We start from the raw sequence: 23,744 nt of genomic DNA on the forward strand, positions 1-23,744 counted from the left end.
GCTGCTGTAGCATGGGACATTATGAAGTGCTGGGTTTGCAGGACCGGCAGCAGTGGCTGGAGGAGTTGGAAAACGTAAAAGAGGTATGTCCGGATCTGTACTACCGGCCTGAATACCACGGGCTGTTTAAAGATTGGGGAGAAGCGAGGGCCTTTGTTTACCGGGAAGGAAACGACATGGTTATCTACCCTTTTTTGTTCAGGAAGATCGATCTGATCCCCGGACTGAAGGGTAAGCTCAAGCAGCAGCTTTATGATATTACCAGTCCGTATGGTTACGGGGGGCCGCTGGCAAGTCATATGGCCGGCGAAAAAGTACTGGATAACTTTTACCGGTGTTTTGCCGCCTACTGTGAAAGAAACAACGTGATTACGGAGTTCATACGGTTTCACCCTTTACTGGGCAACCACCGCCTGCTGGAGAAACAGGTTGAGATCGAAAGAGTATCGTCTGTAATCTGTGTTGACCTCGGAAAATCAGAAGAAGAGATATGGCTGGGATATGGACGAAACAACCGTAAAAACATAAAAAAGGCTTATCAGGCAGGTCTGAAGGTAATCATGGAAGATACCCCGGCCCATTTTACTGATTTTATTTCCATTTATCACCACACCCTGGCAAGGAACGGGGCCGGTCAGTTTTACTTCTTCAACGGTGAACTTTATGACCATATTCATCAAGAGTTGAAAGGTAATTTTATATATGCTCATACCATAAAGGACAATCAGGTAGTATCAACTGAGCTGCTGCTGTACAATAACTTCTACATGCATTCCTTTCTTGGAGGGACTCTGGAACAATATTATCAGTACCGTCCCAACAATATTTTAAAACATGAAGTGATCAAGTGGGCAAAAACGAGAGGAATCAAATATTTTTTACTTGGCGGTGGTTACCGGGAGGGAGACGGTATTTACCGGTTTAAGCGTTCCTTTGCTCCGGACGGACACCTGGATTTTTATATTGGGAAAAAGGTGCATAACCACGAAGCCGTCAGAATGCTTGAAAAGATGATGGAGTCAAAAATCCCCCGAGAAGGTGAAGGTTATTTCCCCGTTTACCGGAGGTACTAAGATGTTTGAAAAAAGAATATATTGGATTGTTAAAAGAGTGTTTGATATTTTCTTGACAATATTGCTCCTTTTGATTCTAAGTCCGCTGTTATTGGCAGTGGCTTTAGCAATAAAATTATCATCACCGGGTGAAATCTTCTTCAAACAGCAGCGTCTGGGTTTACATGGGAAGGTTTTTTGGATGTATAAATTCAGGAGTATGGTTTCTAATGCTGTGAATATTGGTTCGGGGATGTTTGTGGAGAAGGATGACCCCCGCATAACCCGTATTGGTAGAATCCTCAGAAAAACTGACATTGACGAACTGCCGCAATTATTCAACGTGCTTCGTGGAGATATGAGTCTGATAGGTCCCCGGCCAGCCCCTTTGCACCATCTTAAAAAATACGATAAAAGGCAAAAAAAGAGGTTAAGCGTAAAGCCGGGCATTACCGGATGGGCACAGGTTAATGGACGTCTGGCTCTTTACTGGCCCGAAAGGATTGAGTTGGATCTCTGGTACGTTGAAAATAATTCGCTTTGGACGGACATAAGAATATTAATGAAGACAATTACCGTAGTCCTTTACCGCCGTGGGGAAACGGCCAGGGAAGATCGTAAAGATGTAGACCCCTTTATGAAATTATAGAAAAAAACAGGAGGGCCGGATGAGACTAAAAGGACGTCATGTCTTGGTTACAGGTGGGGCCGGTTTTCTTGGCTCTCATCTTTGTGAAAAGCTGCTGTTGGAAGGCGCCCGGGTAAGGGTTCTGGACAAATTAACCACCGGCAGGGAAGATAATCTACACCCGCTTAAAAAACAAGTCGAACTGGTAAACAGCGACATAGCTTGTGAAGACTCGGTTATGAGCGCAACCAGGGATATTGATACAATTGTTCATCTGGCGTTTCCCATGGTTTTGCGCCTTCGCTCAATTGAAACAGCAGTCGTAACCGAAGCTTTAGCCGGCTTTATGAATTTAATAAAGGCCGCGCTGGAACGTAACGTGCTGCTTATTTATATCTCTTCTATCGCAGTATACGGTAACCAAAAATACGTTCCCATAGATGAAAACCACCCGCTGGAACCTGTACAGGTACACGGCGCAGTTAAACTTGCTGAAGAATTCTTGTGCCGGACACTTGCCTTAAGTGACGGTCTTGCGGCTGTAATACTGAGACCTTCAGATATTTATGGGCCAAGAAATACCAGGATCAGCGTGCCGATTAAGTTTTTGCTCCAGGCTATCCGGAATGAACCAATTACTGTTTACGGAGACGGCTCAGACAGCCGGACTTATACGTATGTCTCAGATTTTTCTGAAGCGGTAGTTTTAAGTATGATCCTGCCTGAAGCTATCGGCGGGATTTTTAATGTCGGAGGCGATGAATGTGTTTCCATGCGCCAACTGGCCTGTGAGGTTAAGAAAGTAACTGGAAGCAGCAGTCCCGTTATTCATCAGGACAGCCCTGCAGCAGGCCGCAAACTTATCGTCGATAGCTTGAAAGCGAAAAAGATACTGGGCTTCCAACCTGCTACTAATATTACTGATGGGTTAGCCGAAACCTACCGGTGGCTTAAAGAAAACCAAAGGTATTTCCAACTTTTATCTTACTGAATGCCTGCTGGTTTTGAATCCTTATAAGCTAGTCATGTGTCAGTTTTGCAAACAAATTATTATTACAAATGTGTTATTTTACTATATTAAAATCTAAATAGACGGAATATATCTTTAACAATGATAATTATTTAGTGAGCGAATCCATTTCAAAATAGATAGGGATTTGAGGAGATTATATGATTGCAATCTATTTTGCAGTTGGGATATTGCTTGTCCTGGCCTGGTTATATATTTATTTAAAATATTTCAGCAAGACAGAGGGTAAAAAGTATTTTATAGATTTATCAAAAAAAAATTCCAAAGAATATGAAGCATATTTTGTAGCTCCTTTTGGCGACGATAATAACAGTGGTTCTTTAACAAGTCCCTGGGGGACCATAACCTACGCTGTCAGCCAATTGGGACCAGGGGAAAAGCTCTTGCTCCGGGGAGGCGTTTATAAAGAATATGTTTCAATAAATAAATCAGGCTCCGTTGATAATCCTATTGAAATAGCTGTGTTTCAGGATGAGGAGGCGATATTGGACGGCGCGGGGCTCGTCTGGAAATACGGCCTTAACTTCCAGTTTGGCGTTTCTTATGTAACTTTAACAGGGTTGAAAATAAAAAATACTAAAGAACACGGGGTTACTCTGTGGGGAGAGAACAGGTACATCCAATTAAGAAATTTGGAAATTCAAGGTTGTGGTACCGGTCTTCATATTATATCAGCCACAGATCTGTTGGTTAAAGACTGCAACTTGCATAATAACAACGGGCCTGGTCTTGTTGTGTCTCCCGGGCCGGTAAATAAAGCCCGGATTGTACATACAAGATCCTCCTTTAATGAAAGCCCGGAATTACCTGACGGCTTTAAACTGGACAGCGGTGAGGATATTTTATTTGAAAAGTGTTTTGCAGAGTATAATGCCGGAAACGGTTTTGGGTGCATTACTTCAAGTATGGTCATTTCCTCCTGCGTGGTCAGACACAATGGACGTTATGGCATCAGGTGCGTTGGAGAAGACAATAAACTGGTCAACTGTATTGTTGATAGCAATGGAATGGCAGGTATTGCCTTGCTGGGTGGAGGATCTTATGAATTATACAACAACCTGGCGATCAATTGTGGTTCTCTTGGTGATTATGGATTGATTGCGGGTACTGAGGCCGATACTTCAATTGCCAGAGTAGCGTTAATTAATAATATTTTTGCTTATAACTACGGCGGGGTCCATTTTGGTTGTTCTGCTGTTTTGGAGAGAGAAAATCATAATATTTTTTGGAGCCGTATAGATTCAGAAATATCTGTTAACAACCGGAGGTATTCCCGTGAGGACATAAATGAACGGGTTTGGTTTCAAGAGACCGGCCGGGGAGAGCGCAGCTTTAGCCGTGACCCTCTTTTTGTTGATTACATGTCCAACGATTTCAGGCTGGCCAAAAACAGCCCCGCCATCGACCGGGGCGCTAAAGATGGGTCTCCAGGCACAGACATAAACGGCGGTATTCGCCCGCAGGGATGGGGTATTGATATTGGGCCCTACGAATCCGCAGAAGGAACACTTATCCCGCCCACAGCCGATATCATTTTCTGTCCCAGTTGTTCCAGTGATGATTCGGAGTCACAAACGTTCAAAGTCAAATGGGCAGGTTCTATTTTTATTGAAAAAGGCAATGTAACAAAATTCCACATTCAGTATAAAGAGGGAGAGGGAGGAGCCTGGCAAAACTGGCTATTGGAAACTTCAGAATATGAAGGAGAATTTTCAGGGAGCGCCGGTCGTACCTATTACCTGAGGGTCAGGGCTAAAGATGACCTTGGTAATTGGGGAAACTGGTCAGATAGTAAATGTGCCGTGGTTCCAATCGATGACCAGAATCCATTAATAAAATATGAAGGCTCATGGAGTTCAGTAAGTTCAGAGCATTCATTCCTAAATACCCTGCATTATTCCGATGTTCCAGGAGCATCCGCGTCTATACTCATAACGGGCAAGGAGTTCTCCTGGATATCTACCACAGGGCCGGACCGTGGGATTGCTGTGGTTTATCTTGATGATATCGCGCAGGCCAAGATTGATCTTTATGATAAAGAGTACGAATACAGACAAAGGGTTTTCACAGTTGCTCTTGATGGCAAATCACATTTAGTGAGAATCGAGGTAGATGGTAAAAAGAATTCTCTGGCAAGTGGATGCCGGGTGGATATTGATGGTATTTATATAAAGTCATAATTCGACGCTTTTATATATTGAAAGTATAGCATTAACTACAATGTAAATAACAATTAGTAGCAGACGCCTCTGGTGCTTTTTTCGGTGCATTTGGCACACTCAAAAGGGGCGTTTTTCTTTTCACCCGATATGTGCATACGCTTTGGGGAGGAGGAAAAGTTGTGAATTATTTGTCATAACTGTGGTTAACTATTGAATCGTAGTCCAGGTGGTGAATGTCCGGGAATTTTGTTGTGTGTGCTCTGCTTTTGTTAAGGGGGGGGTATTTTTTGATCGAAATTCTAAAAAAAAGGCTGTCTCTTTTAATGATTATCCCAATAGCATCTATATTTACCGCGGCTATCATCAGTTTATTAATGGCGCCGGTTTACCTCGCGACTACTACCATCATGGTAGTAAACACGACCGGTGAAGAAAATCCTGTTTCAGATTATAATTTCTTAAATTTAAACCGTCAGCTTGTTAAAACATACGGGGAATTGGCGACAGAACAGGTTATTTTACAGGAAGTAACCACGCAGCTTAACGGCATAACAGCCATTGAACTGGCAGATAAAATCACCGTTACTCCCGTCAAGGATTTAGAGCTGTTAAGAATCTCTGTCAGAGACGAAAATCCGGAAATAGCCTCCTTTATCGCCAATAAAATAGTTGATGTTTTAAGGAAGAAAACCACGCAGCTGTATGAAAAAGATAACATAAAAGTGGTCAGCTATGCGGATATCCCGGTAAAACCTGATCAACCCGACTTTCTGGTGAATATTGCCGGAGCTTTTTTGGCGGGATTGATTGTCGCCATCATCATTTCGTTCTGCTTGGAAGAGAAATTGTTAAAAGCAGATCAGGGTTGAAGCGGGCTTCCATGACCCCGTAGGTTTGCTGTTAGTGATATGAAGCAGTCTGGATAAACAGGGAGCGCTGAAATGAAAGAAGTGAGAATTATTGGAGCAGCGAAGCTAAAAGGCCAAACCAGTGAACAATCACTACCGTCCCTGCTTTTGGCTGTTGCCTGCGGCGCAGCATTGGGATGCCTGGCCTCCCTTACCGGCAATTTGTTAATAACAGTCATAACAGCCTTAAGTATTCCGCTAATACTCTGGAAACCTTTTCTTGGACTGATCGGCATGATGTTTATGGTGCCGTTTGAAGAATTGACCACTTTGGGTTTCTCCTTTACTTTGGTGAGGGTGGTAGGGGCTGTCACATTTATATGCTGGTTTTTCCAAGTAATATTAAAAAGGGAAAAAATAAAGACAGACCGCTTCTTGGGGGTGGCGCTGCTTTTCCTGGCATGGTCTTGCTGTTCTCTTTTATGGGTGATTAACTGGGATCAAGGAATAGTTGCAGTATTAACCATATCCCAACTGGTCCTTCTGTACTTGATGAGCAGAAATTTAATCAATTCTGATGATAAACTTCGTGTTGTTTTAGTCAGTTATGTTGTTGGCGCCGTTGCTGCCGCCATAATTGCCACCTTGGGGGTATATGAGGCCGGTTTTGTCACGAGGGCTTCCGTTTCAGATCTGCAAGACCCCAACCACTTCGCGCGTGCTTTATGTGTTGCTCTGATTTTGACAGTATACCTGACCTGCAAATACCGGAGTTATCAGCGTTACCTGTATTTTATCAGCAGTTTTCTTCTGGCCGGGGGAGTGTTGTTGTCCGGTTCCAGAGGCGCTTGGCTGGCCGTACTGGCTTCAGTCGCTGCCGCTTTTGTGTATACCAAAAGCAAAATCCTGAAAATAGCGCTTATTACCTCCTTGATGATGGTTATCCTGCTCTTTAACAGTGTGGCCTTAAAAACGATGCCGCCGCTAATCACTGAAAGAGTCGTTTCTATGACAGAACTCGCCGACCGCGGCAGCGGACGGCTTGATATCTGGATGGTCGGCGTGGAGATGGTCAAGAAGAATTGGCCGGCCGGAGTCGGTATCAACAGTTTTATCACGGCTTACAACGATTACCTACTCAAAACAAGCGACGAGATCAGAGATCGGGGTGTAATGAGGGACGCTCACAATTCTTTTCTCTGTATATTGGCGGAACTGGGATTGTTGGGCTTGCTTTTATTTTGTATGTTCTGGCTGGTTGCATGGAAATCAGTTAGTGGATTATCCGGTGATCCCGAAAAAACGATGGGTGTTTGCATGCTGGTATACCTTTTTTTTGCCTCCCTTACCGGAACTGAATACATGAACAAATATTTCTGGGTAGGGCTATTGGTTGTTAACATGTTGTTTGTGGTCAAGGCTAATAAGCTGGCCGATGAACAGGTTATCACAAGAAAAAGGGGAGCCGGGTATGAATATTTATGAAAATTGTTTATATAACTGCTAAAACGCCATGGAGTCCGAAGGAGACATTTATTTTACCCGAAATACAGGAAATCAGGCGACAAGGCCATCAAATAACAGTAATTCCACTGCGGCCGGGCAAAGCCGTTATTGCCGGCCAAGAGGCAATGCGGGTAGCTGAAATTAGTATCCATCTGCCATTAATAGGGTTTAAGGTCCTGGGTATGGCCCTGGCAGTGACGATACTCCATCCACTGTGTGTAATGATTACTTTATGGCATCTATTGCGAACTTGGAGGAAGCCTCTCAAGCTGCTCAAAAACCTTGCTGTTTTCCCCAAAGGTTTAGCCGTCGCCCGCCTGGTTAAAAAGATAAAGCCAGACCATATTCACGCCCACTGGGCTTCCACTCCGTCCACAGCTGCCTATATAGCGGCTAAGGTTTGTAATATACCCTGGAGTTTAACCGCTCACCGGTGGGATATAAGTGAAAATAACATGTTGCAAGAAAAAGTTAGAAGCGCAAAGTTTGTTCGTGCCATAAACCGCCAGGGGCGAGCCGAGATACAGCAAGCTGTAGGTAAGTCTCTGGCTGACAAGTGTGAAGTGATTCATATGGGAGTTGATGTAAGGCAGAGCTTAAACGCGGAAAATCAGGCCTTGATTGAAGGTAAATTAGATAAATTTGTTTTTTCCTGTCCGGCCTATATGGTTTTAAAAAAGGGACACAGTTATCTGATTGAGGCCTGCAGTCTATTAAAAAAACGAGGAAAACCTTTTTATTGTTGGTTATTTGGGGATGGACCGCTTGAGGGCGAATTGCGCAAGCAAGTTAAGTCCTTGGGCTTGGAAGGCGTAGTTGAATTCAAAGGGCGTTTACCTCATGATGCCTTGCTCGGACTATATCAGAATGGGGCAATAGATACTGTTGTGTTACCTAGTATTGAGACTGAATCGGGCGACAAAGAAGGAATTCCCGTATCTTTGATCGAGGCCATGGCCTGGGGAGTTCCCGTGATTTCCACTCCCACAGGCGGAATTAGTGAGCTTTTGCGGGAAGAAGCCGGTGTTCTGGTACCGGAGAGAAGCGCACAGGTTTTGATGGAGTCTATGGAGACGTTAATGAGAGACGCAGAGTATTTACAGACCATTGCCGAGCGGGGTCGCCGGCGTGTTTTTGAAGAGTATAGTATTGAGACGGTGGTTAAGGACTTGCTTGGGTTAATGAAATCGAAGTAGTTGTGTTCAACTTTTGGGCGAATATACGCCAACGAATTTTTAATAATGGTTGTAAATTTGCCTTTACAAAGGAAGAGATATAGTGAAAGTTTTACAGTTGGCCAATTATAATGGTCCGTATGAAGGTAATTTCATCCCTTCCTTAATAGCTTTGGAAAGAAGGCTACAAGAGCGTGGTTGGCGGCAAATATTGGCCTTTCCAGAAGGGGCAAAAGAATTCAACTGGTTTCAGCGAGTACAAAGAGAAAATAAGTGTATTTACATTATTCCCAAGAGGAAGTCAATATTTAGTCAAATAAAAGCAGTTGACCAGATCGTTAACCACGAAGGAATCAAAATTATACACACACATTTTACAAATTACGATGTAGTTGCCTGGCTTTCTAAATTGCATGATAAGATAAATAATAATAATAACATTGAGGTTCTATGGCATATTCATTCTCCGGCCCGTGTAAAAAAGACTTTTATGCGACAGCTGCGAGATCTGGTGAAATATAAAATTATTGGTAGAAGCGTACATGCGATTGTGGTTTCAAGCGGCGGGTTTATTTCAATGAGAGAGAGGGGGTTGTTGGAACGGCAGGCTTTTGTTGTTCCAAATGGTATTGATCTGGGAAGATTGACCAAGTGTACAAAAACACGGCAAGAAATGCGTAATTCTTTTCATGTTACAGCTGAAGAGGTTTTATGTCTTCAATATGCTTGGGAACCGTATATAAAAGGTGTAGATATAACATTAAGCGCCATGGAATATTTAATGCGTTATGGATTACAGGTAAAACTCTGCCTGGTTGGGCAAGATGTATTGTTTCATTTCGTCCGTAAGAGATTTAAAGACAGGATTCCTGATTGGGTGAGGATCATCGAGCCTGAAAATGAAGTAACCAATTACCTAAAAGCCGCCGATATTTTTGTGTCCGCCAGCCGGACGGAAGGTTTTTCTTATGCTGTTGCAGAGGCAATGGCTATCGGCTTGCCTGTAATATGCAGTGACATTCGAGGCCTGGAATGGGCGAGGGAAGCGCCAGGTGTGGTTTTTTTTCCAAGCGAAGACAGCGCAGGTTTGGCGCAGGGGATCATAAAAATTATGAAATGGGCGCCGGAAAAGCTTGCTGCCCGAACTGCAGCCGGTCAATCACTAATTATTGAGCGATATGGAGTGGAAACGTGGGCTGAACAGGTAGCAGATTTATATGAGCAAATAGTAGAAAATAAGGGACGCCGGACAGACGCCCCTTATTAAAATGGTCATTAATTATTTAACCTGAATCAACGTAATGTCGTCAAAGTAATAGGTGCCGGTGCTGCCGGCGTCAACGGAGGGATAAATCCTTACGTAGGCGGTAGCGGCCGGTACGGTTATGGTCATTTCGGGCATGGCCTCCCACCCGCTGCCGGTATTATTGAACTTAAAGGCGTAAGGGACCGTATAGGTGCCGTCCTGTTTGAAGAACTGGACTACGACTCTGGCGCTCATATTTGCCGTGCCTTTTTTAGCTTTCATGTTAAGCTTGTAGGTACCCGGTTGTAAATTCAGCTTCTGGTAAAAACCCCAGCTGTAATTGTTGGAAACATACTTGTTGCCGTTTGCTTCAGTGTTGATTGCCGCTGTGTTTGTTTCATTGGCCCAGCCCTGCAGGCCCGAACTGAAATCGCCGTTTGTGATGAGATTGGCCTGGTTGTTTACAGTATTGTTTACAACACAGGAAACGGCAGCCGATGTGGATGAATTGCCGGCTGCGTCTTTAGCGGTAGCCCGCACATAATAGGTCCCGTTATTAATATTGGAAACGTCCCAGGCAAGCTGCCAGGCGCCGGATGTTTTCGTGCCGTCCTGCAGGGCGGCCGCCCCAATGCTTGTCCAAGTGCCGTTTACATCAGCAGTATAAGCAAAGGTTACGGACTCAACTCCCTGGTTGTCACCGGCTGAGGCTGTTAAAATCGCTTTATCCTTTAATGTGATACCGGCAGCCGGCGCGGTTACGGTCACCTGGGGAGATTCTGTATCAGGCGCCGGTGCTGGTGTAACGCCGGCCGGGACCAGAGAAACGTCGTCAAAGTAATAGGTGCCGTTGCTGCCGGCGTCGACGGAAGGATAAATCCTTACGTAGGCGGTTGCGTCCGGCACGGTTATGGTCATTTCAGGCATGGCTTCCCAACCGCCGCCTGTGTTATTGAACTTGAAGGCGTAAGGGACCGTATAGGTGCCGTCCTGTTTGAAGAACTGGACTACTATTCTGGTGCTCATATTTGCCGTGCCTTTTTTCGCTTTCATATTCAGCTTATAGGTGTCCGGCTGTAAAATCAGTTTCTGGTAAAAACCCCAGCTGTAACTGTTGGAAACATACTTGTTGCCGTTTGCTTCAGTGTTGATTAACGCTGTGTTTGTTTCATTGGCCCAGCCTTGCAGGCCCGAACTGAAATCGCCGTTGGTGATGAGATTAGCCTGGTTGTTTACAGTATTGCTTACAATACAGGAAACGGCAGTTGATGCGGATGAATTGCCGGCTGCGTCTTTAGCGGTAGCCCGCACATAATAGGTACCGTTATTTATATTGGAAACGTCCCAGGCAAGCTGCCAGGCGCCGGACGTTTTCGTGCCGTCCTGCAGGGCGGCCGCCCCAATGCTTGTCCAACTGCCGTTTACATCAGCGGCATAAGCAAAGGTTACTGACTCAACTCCCTGGTTGTCACCGGCTGAGGCTGTTAAAACCGCGGTATCCTTTAATGTGACACCGGCAGCCGGCGCGGTTACAGTCACCTGGGGAGATTCTGTATCAGGCGCCGGTGCGGGCGTAGAACCGGCCGGGACCAGAGAAATGTCGTCAAAGTAATAGGTGCCGGTGCTGCCGGCGTCAACGGAGGGATAAATCCTTACGTAGGCGGTTGTGGACGGTACGGTAATGGTCATTTCAGGCATGGCTTCCCACCCGCTGCCGTTGTTATTAAACTTGAAGGCGTAAGGGACCGTATATGTGCCGTCCTGTTTGAAGAACTGAACTACGACCCTGGCGCTCATATTTGCCGTGCCTTTTTTTGCTTTCATATTCAGCTTGTAGTCGCCCGGTTGCAAATTCAGTTTCTGGTAAAAACCCCAGCTGCAATTGTTGGAAACATACTTATTGCCGTTCGATTCAGTGTTGATTACCGCTGTGCTTGTTTCATTGGCCCAGCCTTGCAGGCCCGAGCTGAAATCGCCGTTGGTGATGAGATTGTCAGTCTGTCCGGGTATTGGCGTCGGATCAGAATTTTGGCCGCCTTGCGCAACTGTGTAGTTCAACAGGGCCAAACCGGCAAAAACCATATCGTGTACCGATGTTTGGTTTGCAAGGATACTCCAGGACGTGTCGATTAGAGATGGCGCCCAGGGCGCAAACCATAGCCATTGTGCGATAGTGCCCGGTAAAGGTGACGTGCCGCTGCCATCAAGGCGGTGAGCGATTGATCCATTGCTTTTTACCATTATTTTTGTGGCTGTATTGGCGAACCTTTGCATGTCGGTGTCGCTAAAAAGGCCATGTTTGTATGCATAATTGATAAATTCCAGTTCGGGAACGACATGGCCTGTGTCTTCATAAACGCTGCCGTAATCAGCGCTGTCAGGGAAGTATTTCCAGGTGTAGGCATTCAAGGCAGTGTTTAAGATGAGATATTTTTTGAAGTAATTTGTTATTTTAGTGGCTTTATCGAGGTAGGTCTTGTCCCCTGTGGCTTCATAAATAGCAAACATGACGCTGCCTTGGGCCAAATTCATGTTAATAGGCAAGTTTAAATGCATCGTAGCGCTATCTTCAATCCACTTTGAATTGGTATCCAGGTATTTGGGCTGATCCCTCATGTCATGGACCTTGACGGCATCCTTGGCAGCCTGCAAATATACATCCGCCTTGGCTTTATACTTTGACAGAGCCGGGTCATTGTACACCATGGCGGCAAATTCAGCCATGGGCTGGACGGTTACTCCCGTTTGTACCGCATAAAGCCAATAACTCTGATAATTGGTAAAAGAACCATTGCGCCAGGCGGGTAAACTCAAGCCGCGGTAATCGGTTACTTTCCGTATATTATCACGGCGATTTAACTGGCTATCTATATGTCCGGTAAACAAATTCAGGTAGCTTTCATCTTTAGTAGCTTTGTACATTATTAAATAAGCTCTTGTGACGTAACTTTCTTCCCAGGTGGGATAATTATTATCCACTTGGGTTTTATAACTTTCCCAGGTACTTTTATTATATTGGTCCACCTGATCAAACTTTGCCCGCAAAGTTGCCGCGCTGGGGGTTGCAGCTTGCGCATATCCAACAAATATAAGCGAAAACAAGAAAACTAACGAGAGCATGCTGAAAACAAACTTACTTTTCTTCACTTACGCTGTCCTCCTTGAATTTGTCGTTTGTGACAATTTTCGACATCATACAAGGAAGTCCTGTTGGCAATTCATACCAATGAAGCAAGGGGACGGTTCTTTTGCTTCCCTGAAAATAGCCGTATAGCTGTTCAGCTCGCAGAGTGAATCCCCAAAAGGTGCGAATTCAGCAACATTGGCTGCCACTAGTCTGGCGCCGGCGCGTCGTGTGTGATTAAAATCGCGCCTGTATCACTTGGGTTTTTTTTTATGATGCGATACCTAGAGGCGTGTGTAATTGCTCTTAAAATACACACTGAGCGCCATCAATGTTATACAGGTTTTTATACTCATCAACAACACGGGTAAGATCAAACCTCTCCCGAACAACGGCCGCGCCTTTTAACCCCATGGCCGTAAAGTATTCTCTATGATCTATTAAATCAATAATCGACTCTGTAAGTGTATCGATATCATATGGAGGAATGAGAATACCGGTTTTTCCGTTATCTATTACTTCCGGAATACCGCCAACGTTTGTGGCAATCACTGGTTTGCCCGCTGCCATTGCTTCGAGAACAACAAGCGGCAATCCCTCTATGTTTGAAGTTAATACAAGGCCGTCACTATATCCCAGAAGCTCTGCTATATCTTGTCTTTCTCCCATAAATTCAACGACTTTTTCGAGGCAGTATGTTTGGACCATGAGCCTAATTGATTGGAGTTGAGGGCCGGTACCAACTAAGAATGCTTTTATCCTGCCCGGTCTTGCCTCAACAACCTTTTTTAAAGCTTGAATAAAAAGAGCATGATTCTTTTCAGGACTGAATCTGGCAACGTGGATGAGAGATATTGGCTTATCAATAGGTTCGGTTACTTTGACTGCCTGGTATTTCCTGGTAGTAATCCCATTTTGTATTACTAAAACTTCTTTTATTTTATAAACGCGCTTAATGCTTGCGGCAACATTTTTTGCTACTGCTACAGGCACGAAACCACAATATTTATATGCAAAACGGCGAACAAGCCGGGTATCCCGGCCGCCTTCCCATTCAGCCATGCTGTGTATTGTTTCTAACCTGCGAGGTACTTTGCTAAATATTGCTGGTAATAGAGTATATAGAATTGCCCTTTGATGGACATGGATTATGTCAGGCCTATAGGTTTTGAAAATCTTCCACAAACGATAGATTATTGGAACATCAAGGCCTTGTTTCTTATTTAGGAAAAACAGCTCAATATTTGAGTCTCTAAGTCTTTTGCTTAAATTATTGTTTGTATCTTCATACAGAGAGCATAAACCGATCTCAAAACAAGTTGAATCTAATGAACATAGTAAGTCGGTAACTAAGCAACTTGCCCCTCCTGTGGAAAGAGACGGAATAACATGAAGGACTTTTTTCTTCATTCTAATTCTCCACCGGTAAGCTTCAATTAATATACATAAACATCATATTCAGGAAAAGTTGTTCCTGATACATGGGATATAAGTTTAGTCTTACATAGGGCGTTTTAGATTGTTGGATGCAGACCGGTTGGAAATATATGTTTTACATGATCAGTAACAATTCCATTAGGTTTAGCGTAACGTAAATTAATAACTATATTTCTACATAAGAAAACCAATGTTTATCTATAAGGGTATAGGTGGTATAGGAGGAAAGAATTGCCGATAGATAAGTCAATAGAATTAGTAAAATTTGGTATTATTGGCTGTGGCGCAATTGCACAGCGTTACATGGATGTTTTTGAAAACTTGAAATTAGCTAAGGTAATTGCTGTAGCAGATATTGATTTTAATAAAACAGCTGCGTGGTCAAAAAAAATAAAGTGTCAAGCTTTTGCGGATTATAGACACCTTTTAGAAAATAAAAATATTGATGTAATTATCATTGCAACACCGAGCGGACTACATGCTCAAATAGCTATTGAAGCCCTTCATGCAGGAAAGCACGTTGTTGTGGAAAAACCAATGGCAATGACGTTGGAGCAGGCTGATGCTATGATTGAGGCGGCAAAGCGTGCAAATCTTATTTTGAGCACAATGTTAAATAAACGCTATTTGCCCGCGTGTGTTTTGTTAAAACGAATTGTCGAGCAAGGTGTCCTGGGGCGGTTATTATCTGGAAGTGTCAGTTTATATTGGTATCGTCCTCAAGAATATTATGATGAAAGCGGATGGCGTGGAACAATATCTATGGATGGCGGTGTTTTAATGAATCAGGCCATACATCATATAGACCTTTTACTTTGGTACATGGGAAATGTTAAGAAGGTACATGCTTATCGCGCTACCTTGGGGCACAACATTGAAGCTGAAGATACGGCGGTGGCAATACTTGAATTTGAAGACAATGCGCTTGGTACAATTAATGCTTCAACCTGCTCCTATCCCAAAAATATGGAAGAAACATTGACTATTATAGGTGAAAAAGGAAGTATTATATTGGGCGGCAGCGATTTGAATAATTTTCGTTTATGGCATATGGCTGGCGCTACAATACAAAGCGCTTTAAATTCAATTAATAAACTCAATATTCCAAAGTGGTATGGACATTATAAAGCAATTGAAGCTGTCAGTTTAGCAATCATTGATGGAAAAGAAGGTACGATTAAGAACTTAGACGGTAAACCGGCCCTTGAGCTGGTTCTTAAAATATATAGTGGCAGTAATATCACGAAGCCTGAAATAGGCCGTAAAGAAAGTTTGGAATAAAAAATGAATTATACTATATTTCCCAACGTTAGGCTAGGTAAAAATGTATATATCGGTGATTATGTGATCCTGGGCCTTCCGCCCGCAGGGAAAAAAGGGGGTGAAGTTGAGACAATAATCGGCGATAATGCCGTTATCCGTTCTCATACGGTAATCTATGCCGGCAACCTGATAGGTGATAATTTTCATGCCGGACATCATGTGATGGTACGTGAGGAAAACATAATAGGTAATAACGTAAGCATAGGTACCGGAACTATAGTTGAACATCACGTGATTTTGGAGAATTATGTTCGCGTTCACTCACAAGCTTTCATTCCTGAATTCAGTATTTTAGAAGAGGGAGCCTGGATTGGTCCTAATGTAGTTATCACAAACGCTCTATATCCATTTTCACCAGGAGCCAAAGACAACCTGAAAGGAGCCTGTATTAAGAAAAATGCGAAAGTGGGAGCGAACAGCACCTTGTTACCCGGGATTGTCCTCGGTGAAAATTGTCTTATCGGAGCAGGCTCAGTGGTTACAAAAGACGTACACGCAGGAACAGTGGTTGCCGGTAATCCTGCCGGGATTATTAACGAAATAAATAACCTCCCGTACTGATAAAAAATGTAAAGGTAATTGTATGCGAAAGATACCGTTAATAAATCTAACCTCACAATATACAAAAATAAAAACGGAAATTCAGGCCGCAATAAATAATGTTTTGGAATCAGCAAATTTTATTTTAGGGTCTGAAGTTGCTTCCTTTGAACGAGAATTTGCGGATTTTTGCGATGTGAAATACTGTTGCGGTGTTAGCAGCGGAACTGACGCCCTTTTCTTAGCTTTAAAGGCAATAGGGGTAGGACAGGGAAACCTGGTAATCACTGTTCCGAATACCTTTATTGCAACCACTGAGGCTATCACTCGAGCGGGTGGAAAACCTGTTTTTGTTGATGTAAACCCGAAAACATATCTCATCGACCCGGAGCAATTAGAAGCCAAAGTAAAGGAATTAAGAGCAAAAGGTGATCTTTTAAAGGCAGTAATCGCTGTTCATCTTTACGGTCAACCGTGTGACATGAACGCCATCAATACGATTGCTGGAAAGTACGAACTAAAAGTGATCGAGGATGCCGCTCAAGCTCATGGAGCTGAATACGAGGGGCGGAAGGTAGGGGGTTTTGGAGCGGCGGCCTGTTTTAGCTTTTATCCGGGTAAAAATTTAGGCGCCTGCGGAGATGCCGGAGCGGTGACAACAAACGACCCGGAAGCGGCAAGAGTCATAGCGAGGTTGGCAAACCATGGCCGGGACGGGAAATATATACACCTTGTAGAGGGTTACAATTGTCGTCTTGATACCCTTCAGGCCGCGGTGTTGCGGGTAAAGCTCAGGTATCTTGAAGAATGGACGGAAAAGCGAATTGAAAACGCGAAATATTATTCGGAAAGGCTGGTGAAGCAGCCTTCCATCAGCATCCCATCAGTATCTGAAAAGGTTAGACATGTTTTTCATCTTTACGTAATAAGAGTCAAGAACAGAAATGAACTGCGAAATCATCTCCGGAAGGCCGGAATATCAACCGGCATACACTATTTTCCACCACTGCACCTCCAACCGGCTTATAGGTATCTTGGCTATAAATCAGGAGATTTACCTGTCACCGAAGGTTTAAGCCATGAAATTCTCAGCCTGCCCATGGATGCGGAACTTACCAGGACGCAAATGAATTATATTTGCAACGTATTAGAAGCTTACATTCATTGATTGCCACTTTGTAAAGCTGTACTTAATGCAAGATTCCAAATACAGGGGGAAGGCAGGCAGTTATGCCCAAACTTTGGATTTTAAATCATTATGCGGTTGGGCCGGGGGAGAGTGGCGGGACCAGGCATTTCGATTTGGCGAGAGAGTTGGTAAAGATGGGTTGGGATGTTTCAATCTTTGCGGCCTCTGTTAATCATATAATGCGACGGGAAACACATCTTCAGCCTGGAGAGAAAATAAAAAAGGAAGTTCATGATGGAGTAAGCTTTTTTTGGTTGCGAACTCCAGTATATTATGCTAACGGCCCACGCAGAATCTGGAATATGCTGGTTTATACAATAAGCGTTTTACGCAACGCCTGGGGACGGGAACGTCCGGAGATAATCATAGGCTCTTCCGTGCATCTTTTTGCAGCCTTTGCCGCGTATATTCTTGCAAGACGCCACCGGTGCCGTTTTATTTTTGAAGTGCGTGATCTCTGGCCCCAAGCCTTTATTGAGATATTTAAGATTTCTGAATATAATCCGGCCATATGGTTATTGCGCCGTCTTGAAGTCTTTCTGTATCGGAAGGCTGAAAAAATAATTGTATTATTGCCAAGAGCAAATGAATATATCGAACGTTTTGGCATCCCAAAAGAAAAGATTTTTTATATTCCTAACGGAGTATATCTATCCAGGTACCAAGAAAGTACCTTTCCTTTCAACCCGCAATTATCCAATACACTGGATTCACTGGCAGGAAAGTTTATTGCAATATATGCCGGTTCACTTGGTCCTGTTAACGGCTTGGATACGCTTCTCGACGCCGCCGGGCTTCTTCAACTGCGGGGGGATAAGCAGGCGCATTTTCTTTTTGTGGGCAACGGCGCCCAAAAAAAACGGTTGCAGCAGCGGGTTGTTGATGAAGATCTTGCCAACGTTACTTTTATTGACCCGGTGCCCAAAGATTATGTACCCATGCTTTTAAGAAGGGCCAATATTGGAATTCATGGTTTTCAGGATTTACCGGTATTCAAGTGGGGAGTTAGTCCAAACAAAGTATTTGATTACATGGCTGCCGGTTTGCCAGTGCTTCTTTTGTGTAGTTATACGCGTGATAATCCTGTTGATATAAGCGGTGGAGGGATGGTTTTACCACCCGGTGAAGCTGAAACGCTGGCCCAAGTCATAATCGAGCTTGCCGCCAGCCCGGAGCGTTGTGCCGTAATGGGCAAAAAGGCTCTTAAATATGTTGAACAGGTACATTCCATGGAAGCGCTTGGCCGGCGACTAGCTTTAATCCTGTCAAGAAATGCCGGTTGAAAAGCAAAAAGACGGTGATCAGCAGCAATATTATTTAAAAAATGGCAGTTAAAAGTATGTTGGCAACTCTGAACATATTAAACAAAGTATTAATATCATGAATTATGGAAGGCGAGGTTTGAGTAAAGGCTTAATGTCCAAAAACTTTTTTTATTGGGAGAAAATTATTTTGGCTAAGATTCTGTTGATCGCAAGTTATGCAAAATCACTGATACGTTTTAGGGGCAAGTTAATAGAAGAGTTAGTTGGACGTGGTCATCAGGTGATTGCCCTGGCGCCCGAAACGGATTATGAGAAAGATCTAAATGAACTGGGCGCTCAATATTTGAAACTTCCGCTGCGAAGAACTGAGCTAAACCCGTTCAAAGATATCATTTCTCTCCTATATTTGGTTAGGGTCTACAGGAAGCTCAAGCCCGATATTATATTTACATATACGATAAAACCCGTAATCTATGGCTCACTGGCAGCCCGTATGGCTAATGTTGACCGGGTTTATTCAATGATTACCGGCCTTGGTTATGTATTCACGGGAAATACAGTGAAACAACGAATATTGTTGAGTTTAATAAAACTTCTATATAAAGCCGCTTTGAAAAAAAATGAAACAGTTTTTTTTCAAAACCAGGATGATTTGAATCTGTTTAAATCTCTTGATTTACTGCATAACAAAGAGCAGGCGGTTGTAATAAATGGTTCTGGTGTCGATTTGGAATATTATGATTACGTGAAGTATGAAAAAAACAAGAGTTCTTTTTTAATAATTGCAAGACTGCTCAAGGATAAGGGCATAGCTGAATTTGTTGAAGCGGCCCGTATACTCAAGCCGGTTTACCCTGATGTGACTTTTAATATACTTGGGCCTTTTGATTGCAGCCACGCCGCAATTCCTCGGCAGGATTTAGAGCTCTGGACAGCTGACGGGACGGTAAATTACCTGGGTGAAACCGATGATGTACGTCCTTTCATTGCCGACAGCAGTGTCTATGTATTGCCGTCTTACCGTGAAGGGACGCCTCGTTCTGTTCTTGAAGCCATGTCCATGGGGAGACCTATTATAACCACCGATGCGCCCGGCTGTCGCGAAACAGTCCGGCATGGAGAAAACGGTTTTCTTGTGCCGGTTAAAGATAGTAATGCTTTGGCGGAGGCTATGGAATATTTTATCCTGCACCCTGAAAAGGTTGCGACCATGGGTTGGGCGAGCCGTAAGCTTGCTGAAGAAAAATATGATGTTCATAAGGTTAACCATGCGATACTGGAGACACTGGGTATCTAACCAGTTGATGCAGACACGTCCATTCAGGTGATCCGTATTTGTAATAAGTATTAATTTTTAAAAAGGAAGGTATCGGTTTTATGATAGTGCCCCTTTCCTGTCCGGACATTGGTAATAGAGAGCGTGATTTGATAAATGAAGTACTGAATAGTAATGTGCTGAGCATCGGGCCCAAAATAGCTTTGTTTGAGCGTCTGGTAGCGGAATATCTGCAGGTAAAAGAAGCTGTAGCGGTAAACAGCGGAACAAGCGGTCTTCATCTGGCGGTACGGGCGTTGGGAATAGGTGAGGGAGATGAGGTGATCACAACTCCCTTTAGCTTCATATCATCCAGCAACTGCCTTATCTTTGAAAAAGCGCGCCCGGTATTCGCAGACATCGACCCGGTCACTTTCAATATTGATCCGGAACAGATTGAATCCAGAATAACACCAAAAACCAGGGCCATTCTCCCCGTACATGTTTTCGGAAGACCGGCAGACATGGATACCATCTTCAAGATCGCTACAAAAAAAGGTATTTTCGTAATTGAAGATGCCTGTGAGGCCATCGGCGCCAGTTACCACGGAAAGAAGGTTGGCACTGAGTGTGACGCGGGAGTTTTCGCCTTTTATCCCAACAAGCAGATTACAACCGGTGAGGGCGGAATTATTACAACTAATAACAGTGATGTGGCCAGCCTGTGCCGCAGTATGCGCAATCAGGGAAGAAGCGAGGAAGACGGGGGCTGGCTGAATCACTGCCGTCTGGGCTACAATTACCGGCTGGATGAATTAAGCGCGGCGCTTGGTGTAGCACAGATAGAGCGTATTGATGAAATTCTGGCTAAAAGAGAGTCGGCGGCCAGGGCCTATAGCGTCAAGCTGAAGAAAATAAAGGGTGTCATGACACCAAACGAGACGCCGGGGGTAAGAATTAGCTGGTTTGTGTATGTAGTTAGTCTGGCCCACGGAATTGACCGAAACAGCGTTATGAATCATTTGCAAAAGAATGGAATCGGCTGCAGACCTTATTTCCAACCATTGCATCTGCAGCCGTTTTACAGAAAATCATTTGGTTATAGTGAAGGAGATTATCCCAACACAGAGCGGATTTCTTCCTCAACGCTGGCTCTGCCGTTTTTCAACGATATCACGGAACAACAAATGGATTACGTTGTTGATGTGCTGCAACAGGCAATTGAATTGGTATCATGTTGACATATATACAACAAGTACTAAAGTGATTAACTAATGTTCGAAAAAAGGCATCTGATAAAACCCGGATAAGGTTTTTCAGATGCCTTCCTTGTGATGTATTGTCAAACCTATTTATTAACAAATTTCATAAAATACTAAGGGGTATTGAAAAGAGGAGATTTTTCCACAACAACTTTTTCTGATATATCCATGTTGACAGATGTATCAGCAGGTACTTCGTAAATAATATGGTTTTTTTCATTAAGGATAATTTTAGGCGTAGTATCATTTCCCGTAAGAGTTATATCTATGATCTTATGCCTGGTAGTTGACTTGGTAACAATCATTTCCAAGCCACCAAGTTTAACAAACTCACCAACCTGATATTCCTGTGGAATAATAACATTATTGATTAAAGCTGTAGCCTGAGCCGCGCTTGACGGTGCTGGTGCAGAATTTGTTGCCGTCGCAGGGTTTGTTGACTGAACTGGCGGATTTGTTTTAGGAGAGGTTGCCGGTGAGGTGGTTGCTGTTGTTTTATCTTTGGCGCCGCCGGAGTTTGTTTGCGCACTGGTGGTTTTGGATGTTTGACTGGCGTTATTATCCGTTTGTACAATCTCGGATTGCCTGCGCTGGCTATCCTGATAGTTGTCCGCGGCCTTTATTGGCGAGATACTCTGTCTCCATAGACAGGCGCCTATCAACAAAAATATACCTAAGCAAATCAACGAAACAATAAAGAAAATCTCCCGCCTGGTCATTTGCTATCCCTCCTTTCTTCTATCCCCTGACGGTAGGGCATTGTTTGTTTATAATATTTTATTCAGGGTGCAAAAAAGTGTGAAAACCAATTCAGCCTTTTCCCAGGTTGAGTTTGGTTTACGTATATCTGAAAGAAGAGCCAGGTTATTGGCAGGGCCCACTTAAACAGTTCATTCGCAACAAAAATTGACTGCCCGAAGTGGGCAGCCTTTAGCATCTTGATCTATTTTGGTTTGAACTAAATACTATCCAAAACGGCCGGTGATATAGTCTTCGGTACGCTGGTCAACCGGTTTTGTGAATATCATTTCGGTTTCACCGCATTCCACCAGGGAGCCGTTCAAAAAAAAGGCTGTGGTATCGGATATCCTGGCAGCCTGCTGCATGTTGTGGGTTACAATAATAATGGTATAGCGTTCTTTCAAGTCACGGATCAGTTCTTCAATTTTCATAGTGGACTTGGGATCCAGCGCGGAAGAGGGTTCATCCATCAGCAGGACGTCCGGCTGGACTGCCAGCAGGCGGGCGATGCAGACCCTTTGCTGCTGACCGCCGGAAAGTCCAAGCGCCGATTTGTGAAGACGGTCGCGGACCTCATCCCAAAGAGCCGCGCCGCGCAGGCTGGTTTCTACGATTTCATCCAGCTTGCGCTTGTTTTTTTCACCGTGAATTCTTGGTCCGTAGGCCACATTATCATAAACTGACATGGGAAAGGGATTCGGCCGCTGGAAAACCATGCCCACTCTTTTTCTCAGGGTGACCATGTCTATATCGGGCATGTAAATATCACGGCCGTCCAAGAGGATGGTCCCTTCAACCCGGACGCCTTCTATGAGATCGTTCATCCGGTTTAGTGAACGCAGAAAGGTCGACTTGCCACAGCCTGAGGGACCGATTAGCGCGGTAATATGGTTTTGTTTTATTTCAATGCCCACATCCTTAAGAGCTTGAAAATCCTTATAAAAAAGATTGAGTTTGTTAACTGATATCTTGCTTTCCGGCATCCAACAAGACCTCCCGTTCAAGGAAAAACATAAGATGAATACTAGGTATGAATTGTAGTTTAACATTATTCCGTTAGGATATTGTTATTTGCATGTTAACAATTAATTAAGTTGCAGCCGCTCTTCTTCTGGGCACAGAACTTAATTGATTCTTAAAAGCAGCTTAAGAATGTTTTAACATGGGTTTGCTTAAATATAAATAACAGCTGAAATCGTACCCACGTAGCGGGGTATTTTCATGTTCTGATGGCGCCGGCCGTCAGCGATATCAGAATCAAAATTATATAATCAGCAGTAATACGGAGGCACAGTTATGGAGAAAAGAATATTAGAGGAAGAACTGGAGGACCTGCAAAATAATGTGTTGCGCATGGGCGCGCTGGTGGAGAAAGCCCTGTACGATGCTACCAGGGCCTTGCTGGAAGGCCATGCTGATCTGGCTGAACGGGTTATTGCCGCCGACGATAGTATCGACAGCCTGAACACGGAGGTGCAGGATCAGTGCGTCAGGCTTTTGGCGCTGCGCCAGCCTATGGCAGGCGATTTGAGGACCATTAAGACTGATTTACAGATAGCCATGGACCTTGAGAGGATGGGGGACTACTCTGAAAGCATAGCCAAGGCCGCATTACGGCTGCATGGCGAGAAAACCATTCACAAGCTTCATTATATGCCGCAGATGGTGGAGCTGGTACGGGAGATGGCGCATAATTTCATAACATCCTACGACCTTGCCGATATAGAACTGGCCAGGAGAGCAGCCACTCTTGAAGACGCCATTGATAAGCTCTATAAGGAGAGTTTCCAGTCGCTGACCGGCATCATCAGGGAAGATCCAGGCACAGCGGCAACAGCCATACAGCTGTTGCTGGCAGGAGTATACCTGGAAAGGATTGCCGACCATGCCACCAATATTGGAGAATCGGTTATATATATGGTCACAGGACTGCGGTCAAATTTGAATGTTTAGTATTTATT

General features: G+C 44.0%; 19 protein-coding genes. 15 read left to right on the forward strand and 4 right to left on the reverse strand.

Annotation, left to right across the window (positions count from 1 at the left end; translation table 11 throughout):
- Positions 1 to 11: 11 nt before the first annotated feature.
- The 8 genes from Psch_RS00685 to Psch_RS00720 all read left to right on the forward strand — a co-directional run bounded on the left by Psch_RS00685 (position 12) and on the right by Psch_RS00720 (position 9,668).
- The gene (locus Psch_RS00685) at positions 12 to 1,073 is read left to right on the forward strand and encodes a GNAT family N-acetyltransferase (protein WP_134216944.1); all 1,062 of its coding nucleotides are present in this window, start codon (positions 12 to 14) and stop codon (positions 1,071 to 1,073) included.
- Between the two features lies 1 nt (position 1,074).
- Complete coding sequence (locus tag Psch_RS00690; protein WP_134216943.1) at positions 1,075 to 1,701, forward strand: sugar transferase; 627 nt, start codon at positions 1,075 to 1,077, stop codon at positions 1,699 to 1,701.
- A gap of 19 nt (positions 1,702 to 1,720) precedes the next feature.
- Entirely contained in the window at positions 1,721 to 2,671 is a 951-nt protein-coding gene (locus Psch_RS00695; RefSeq protein ID WP_134216942.1) for an NAD-dependent epimerase/dehydratase family protein, read from the forward strand.
- Between the two features lie 179 nt (positions 2,672 to 2,850).
- Positions 2,851 to 4,890 (forward strand): right-handed parallel beta-helix repeat-containing protein, encoded by a 2,040-nt coding sequence (locus Psch_RS00700; RefSeq protein WP_134216941.1) that lies wholly within the window; start codon positions 2,851 to 2,853, stop codon positions 4,888 to 4,890.
- 269 nt (positions 4,891 to 5,159) lie between these two features.
- On the forward strand, positions 5,160 to 5,741 hold the full coding sequence (locus Psch_RS00705) for a YveK family protein (protein ID WP_190238826.1): 582 nt from the start codon (positions 5,160 to 5,162) through the stop codon (positions 5,739 to 5,741).
- Between the two features lie 72 nt (positions 5,742 to 5,813).
- Positions 5,814 to 7,205 carry an O-antigen ligase family protein gene (locus Psch_RS00710; RefSeq protein WP_134216939.1) on the forward strand — a complete coding sequence of 464 codons (1,392 nt, stop codon included), beginning with the start codon at positions 5,814 to 5,816 and terminating at the stop codon, positions 7,203 to 7,205.
- Positions 7,202 to 8,422, forward strand: a complete 1,221-nt coding sequence (locus Psch_RS00715; protein WP_134216938.1) for a glycosyltransferase — start codon at positions 7,202 to 7,204, stop codon at positions 8,420 to 8,422. Before Psch_RS00710 ends, Psch_RS00715 begins: the two co-directional genes overlap by 4 nt.
- A gap of 82 nt (positions 8,423 to 8,504) precedes the next feature.
- Positions 8,505 to 9,668 carry a glycosyltransferase family 4 protein gene (locus Psch_RS00720; protein ID WP_134216937.1) on the forward strand — a complete coding sequence of 388 codons (1,164 nt, stop codon included), beginning with the start codon at positions 8,505 to 8,507 and terminating at the stop codon, positions 9,666 to 9,668.
- A gap of 12 nt (positions 9,669 to 9,680) precedes the next feature.
- Here Psch_RS00720 and Psch_RS00725 read toward each other — a convergent pair whose 3' ends face one another.
- Positions 9,681 to 12,794, reverse strand: a complete 3,114-nt coding sequence (locus Psch_RS00725; RefSeq protein ID WP_134216936.1) for an Ig-like domain-containing protein — start codon at positions 12,792 to 12,794, stop codon at positions 9,681 to 9,683.
- Between the two features lie 283 nt (positions 12,795 to 13,077).
- A complete protein-coding gene (locus Psch_RS00730; RefSeq protein WP_134216935.1) occupies positions 13,078 to 14,181 on the reverse strand; it encodes a glycosyltransferase in 1,104 nt (367 codons plus the stop codon).
- Positions 14,182 to 14,439: 258 nt separating this feature from the next.
- Here Psch_RS00730 and Psch_RS00735 point away from each other — a divergent pair, with 258 nt between their 5' ends.
- The 6 genes from Psch_RS00735 (at position 14,440) to Psch_RS00760 (ending at position 21,021) form a co-directional block, all read left to right on the forward strand.
- The gene (locus Psch_RS00735; protein WP_134216934.1) at positions 14,440 to 15,489 is read left to right on the forward strand and encodes a Gfo/Idh/MocA family protein; all 1,050 of its coding nucleotides are present in this window, start codon (positions 14,440 to 14,442) and stop codon (positions 15,487 to 15,489) included.
- A 3-nt stretch (positions 15,490 to 15,492) separates the two neighbouring features.
- Positions 15,493 to 16,092, forward strand: a complete 600-nt coding sequence (locus Psch_RS00740; RefSeq protein ID WP_134216933.1) for an acyltransferase — start codon at positions 15,493 to 15,495, stop codon at positions 16,090 to 16,092.
- A 22-nt stretch (positions 16,093 to 16,114) separates the two neighbouring features.
- Positions 16,115 to 17,239, forward strand: coding sequence for a DegT/DnrJ/EryC1/StrS family aminotransferase (locus Psch_RS00745; RefSeq protein ID WP_134216932.1), 1,125 nt, complete (start codon positions 16,115 to 16,117; stop codon positions 17,237 to 17,239).
- A gap of 62 nt (positions 17,240 to 17,301) precedes the next feature.
- Positions 17,302 to 18,543 (forward strand): glycosyltransferase family 4 protein, encoded by a 1,242-nt coding sequence (locus Psch_RS00750; RefSeq protein WP_134216931.1) that lies wholly within the window; start codon positions 17,302 to 17,304, stop codon positions 18,541 to 18,543.
- 169 nt (positions 18,544 to 18,712) lie between these two features.
- Positions 18,713 to 19,822 (forward strand): glycosyltransferase family 4 protein, encoded by a 1,110-nt coding sequence (locus tag Psch_RS00755; RefSeq protein WP_205079448.1) that lies wholly within the window; start codon positions 18,713 to 18,715, stop codon positions 19,820 to 19,822.
- 80 nt (positions 19,823 to 19,902) lie between these two features.
- On the forward strand, positions 19,903 to 21,021 hold the full coding sequence (locus Psch_RS00760) for a DegT/DnrJ/EryC1/StrS family aminotransferase (protein WP_134216930.1): 1,119 nt from the start codon (positions 19,903 to 19,905) through the stop codon (positions 21,019 to 21,021).
- 134 nt (positions 21,022 to 21,155) lie between these two features.
- Here Psch_RS00760 and Psch_RS00765 read toward each other — a convergent pair whose 3' ends face one another.
- Complete coding sequence (locus Psch_RS00765) at positions 21,156 to 21,761, reverse strand: hypothetical protein (RefSeq protein WP_134216929.1); 606 nt, start codon at positions 21,759 to 21,761, stop codon at positions 21,156 to 21,158.
- Between the two features lie 246 nt (positions 21,762 to 22,007).
- Positions 22,008 to 22,766 (reverse strand): phosphate ABC transporter ATP-binding protein PstB, encoded by a 759-nt coding sequence (pstB, locus tag Psch_RS00770; RefSeq protein WP_134216928.1) that lies wholly within the window; start codon positions 22,764 to 22,766, stop codon positions 22,008 to 22,010.
- A gap of 313 nt (positions 22,767 to 23,079) precedes the next feature.
- Here pstB and phoU point away from each other — a divergent pair, with 313 nt between their 5' ends.
- Entirely contained in the window at positions 23,080 to 23,736 is a 657-nt protein-coding gene (gene phoU, locus Psch_RS00775) for a phosphate signaling complex protein PhoU (protein WP_134216927.1), read from the forward strand.
- Positions 23,737 to 23,744: the final 8 nt, after the last annotated feature.

Origin of the sequence: Pelotomaculum schinkii, from assembly GCF_004369205.1 — a bacterium.
GTDB lineage: Bacteria > Bacillota > Desulfotomaculia > Desulfotomaculales > Pelotomaculaceae > Pelotomaculum_C > Pelotomaculum_C schinkii.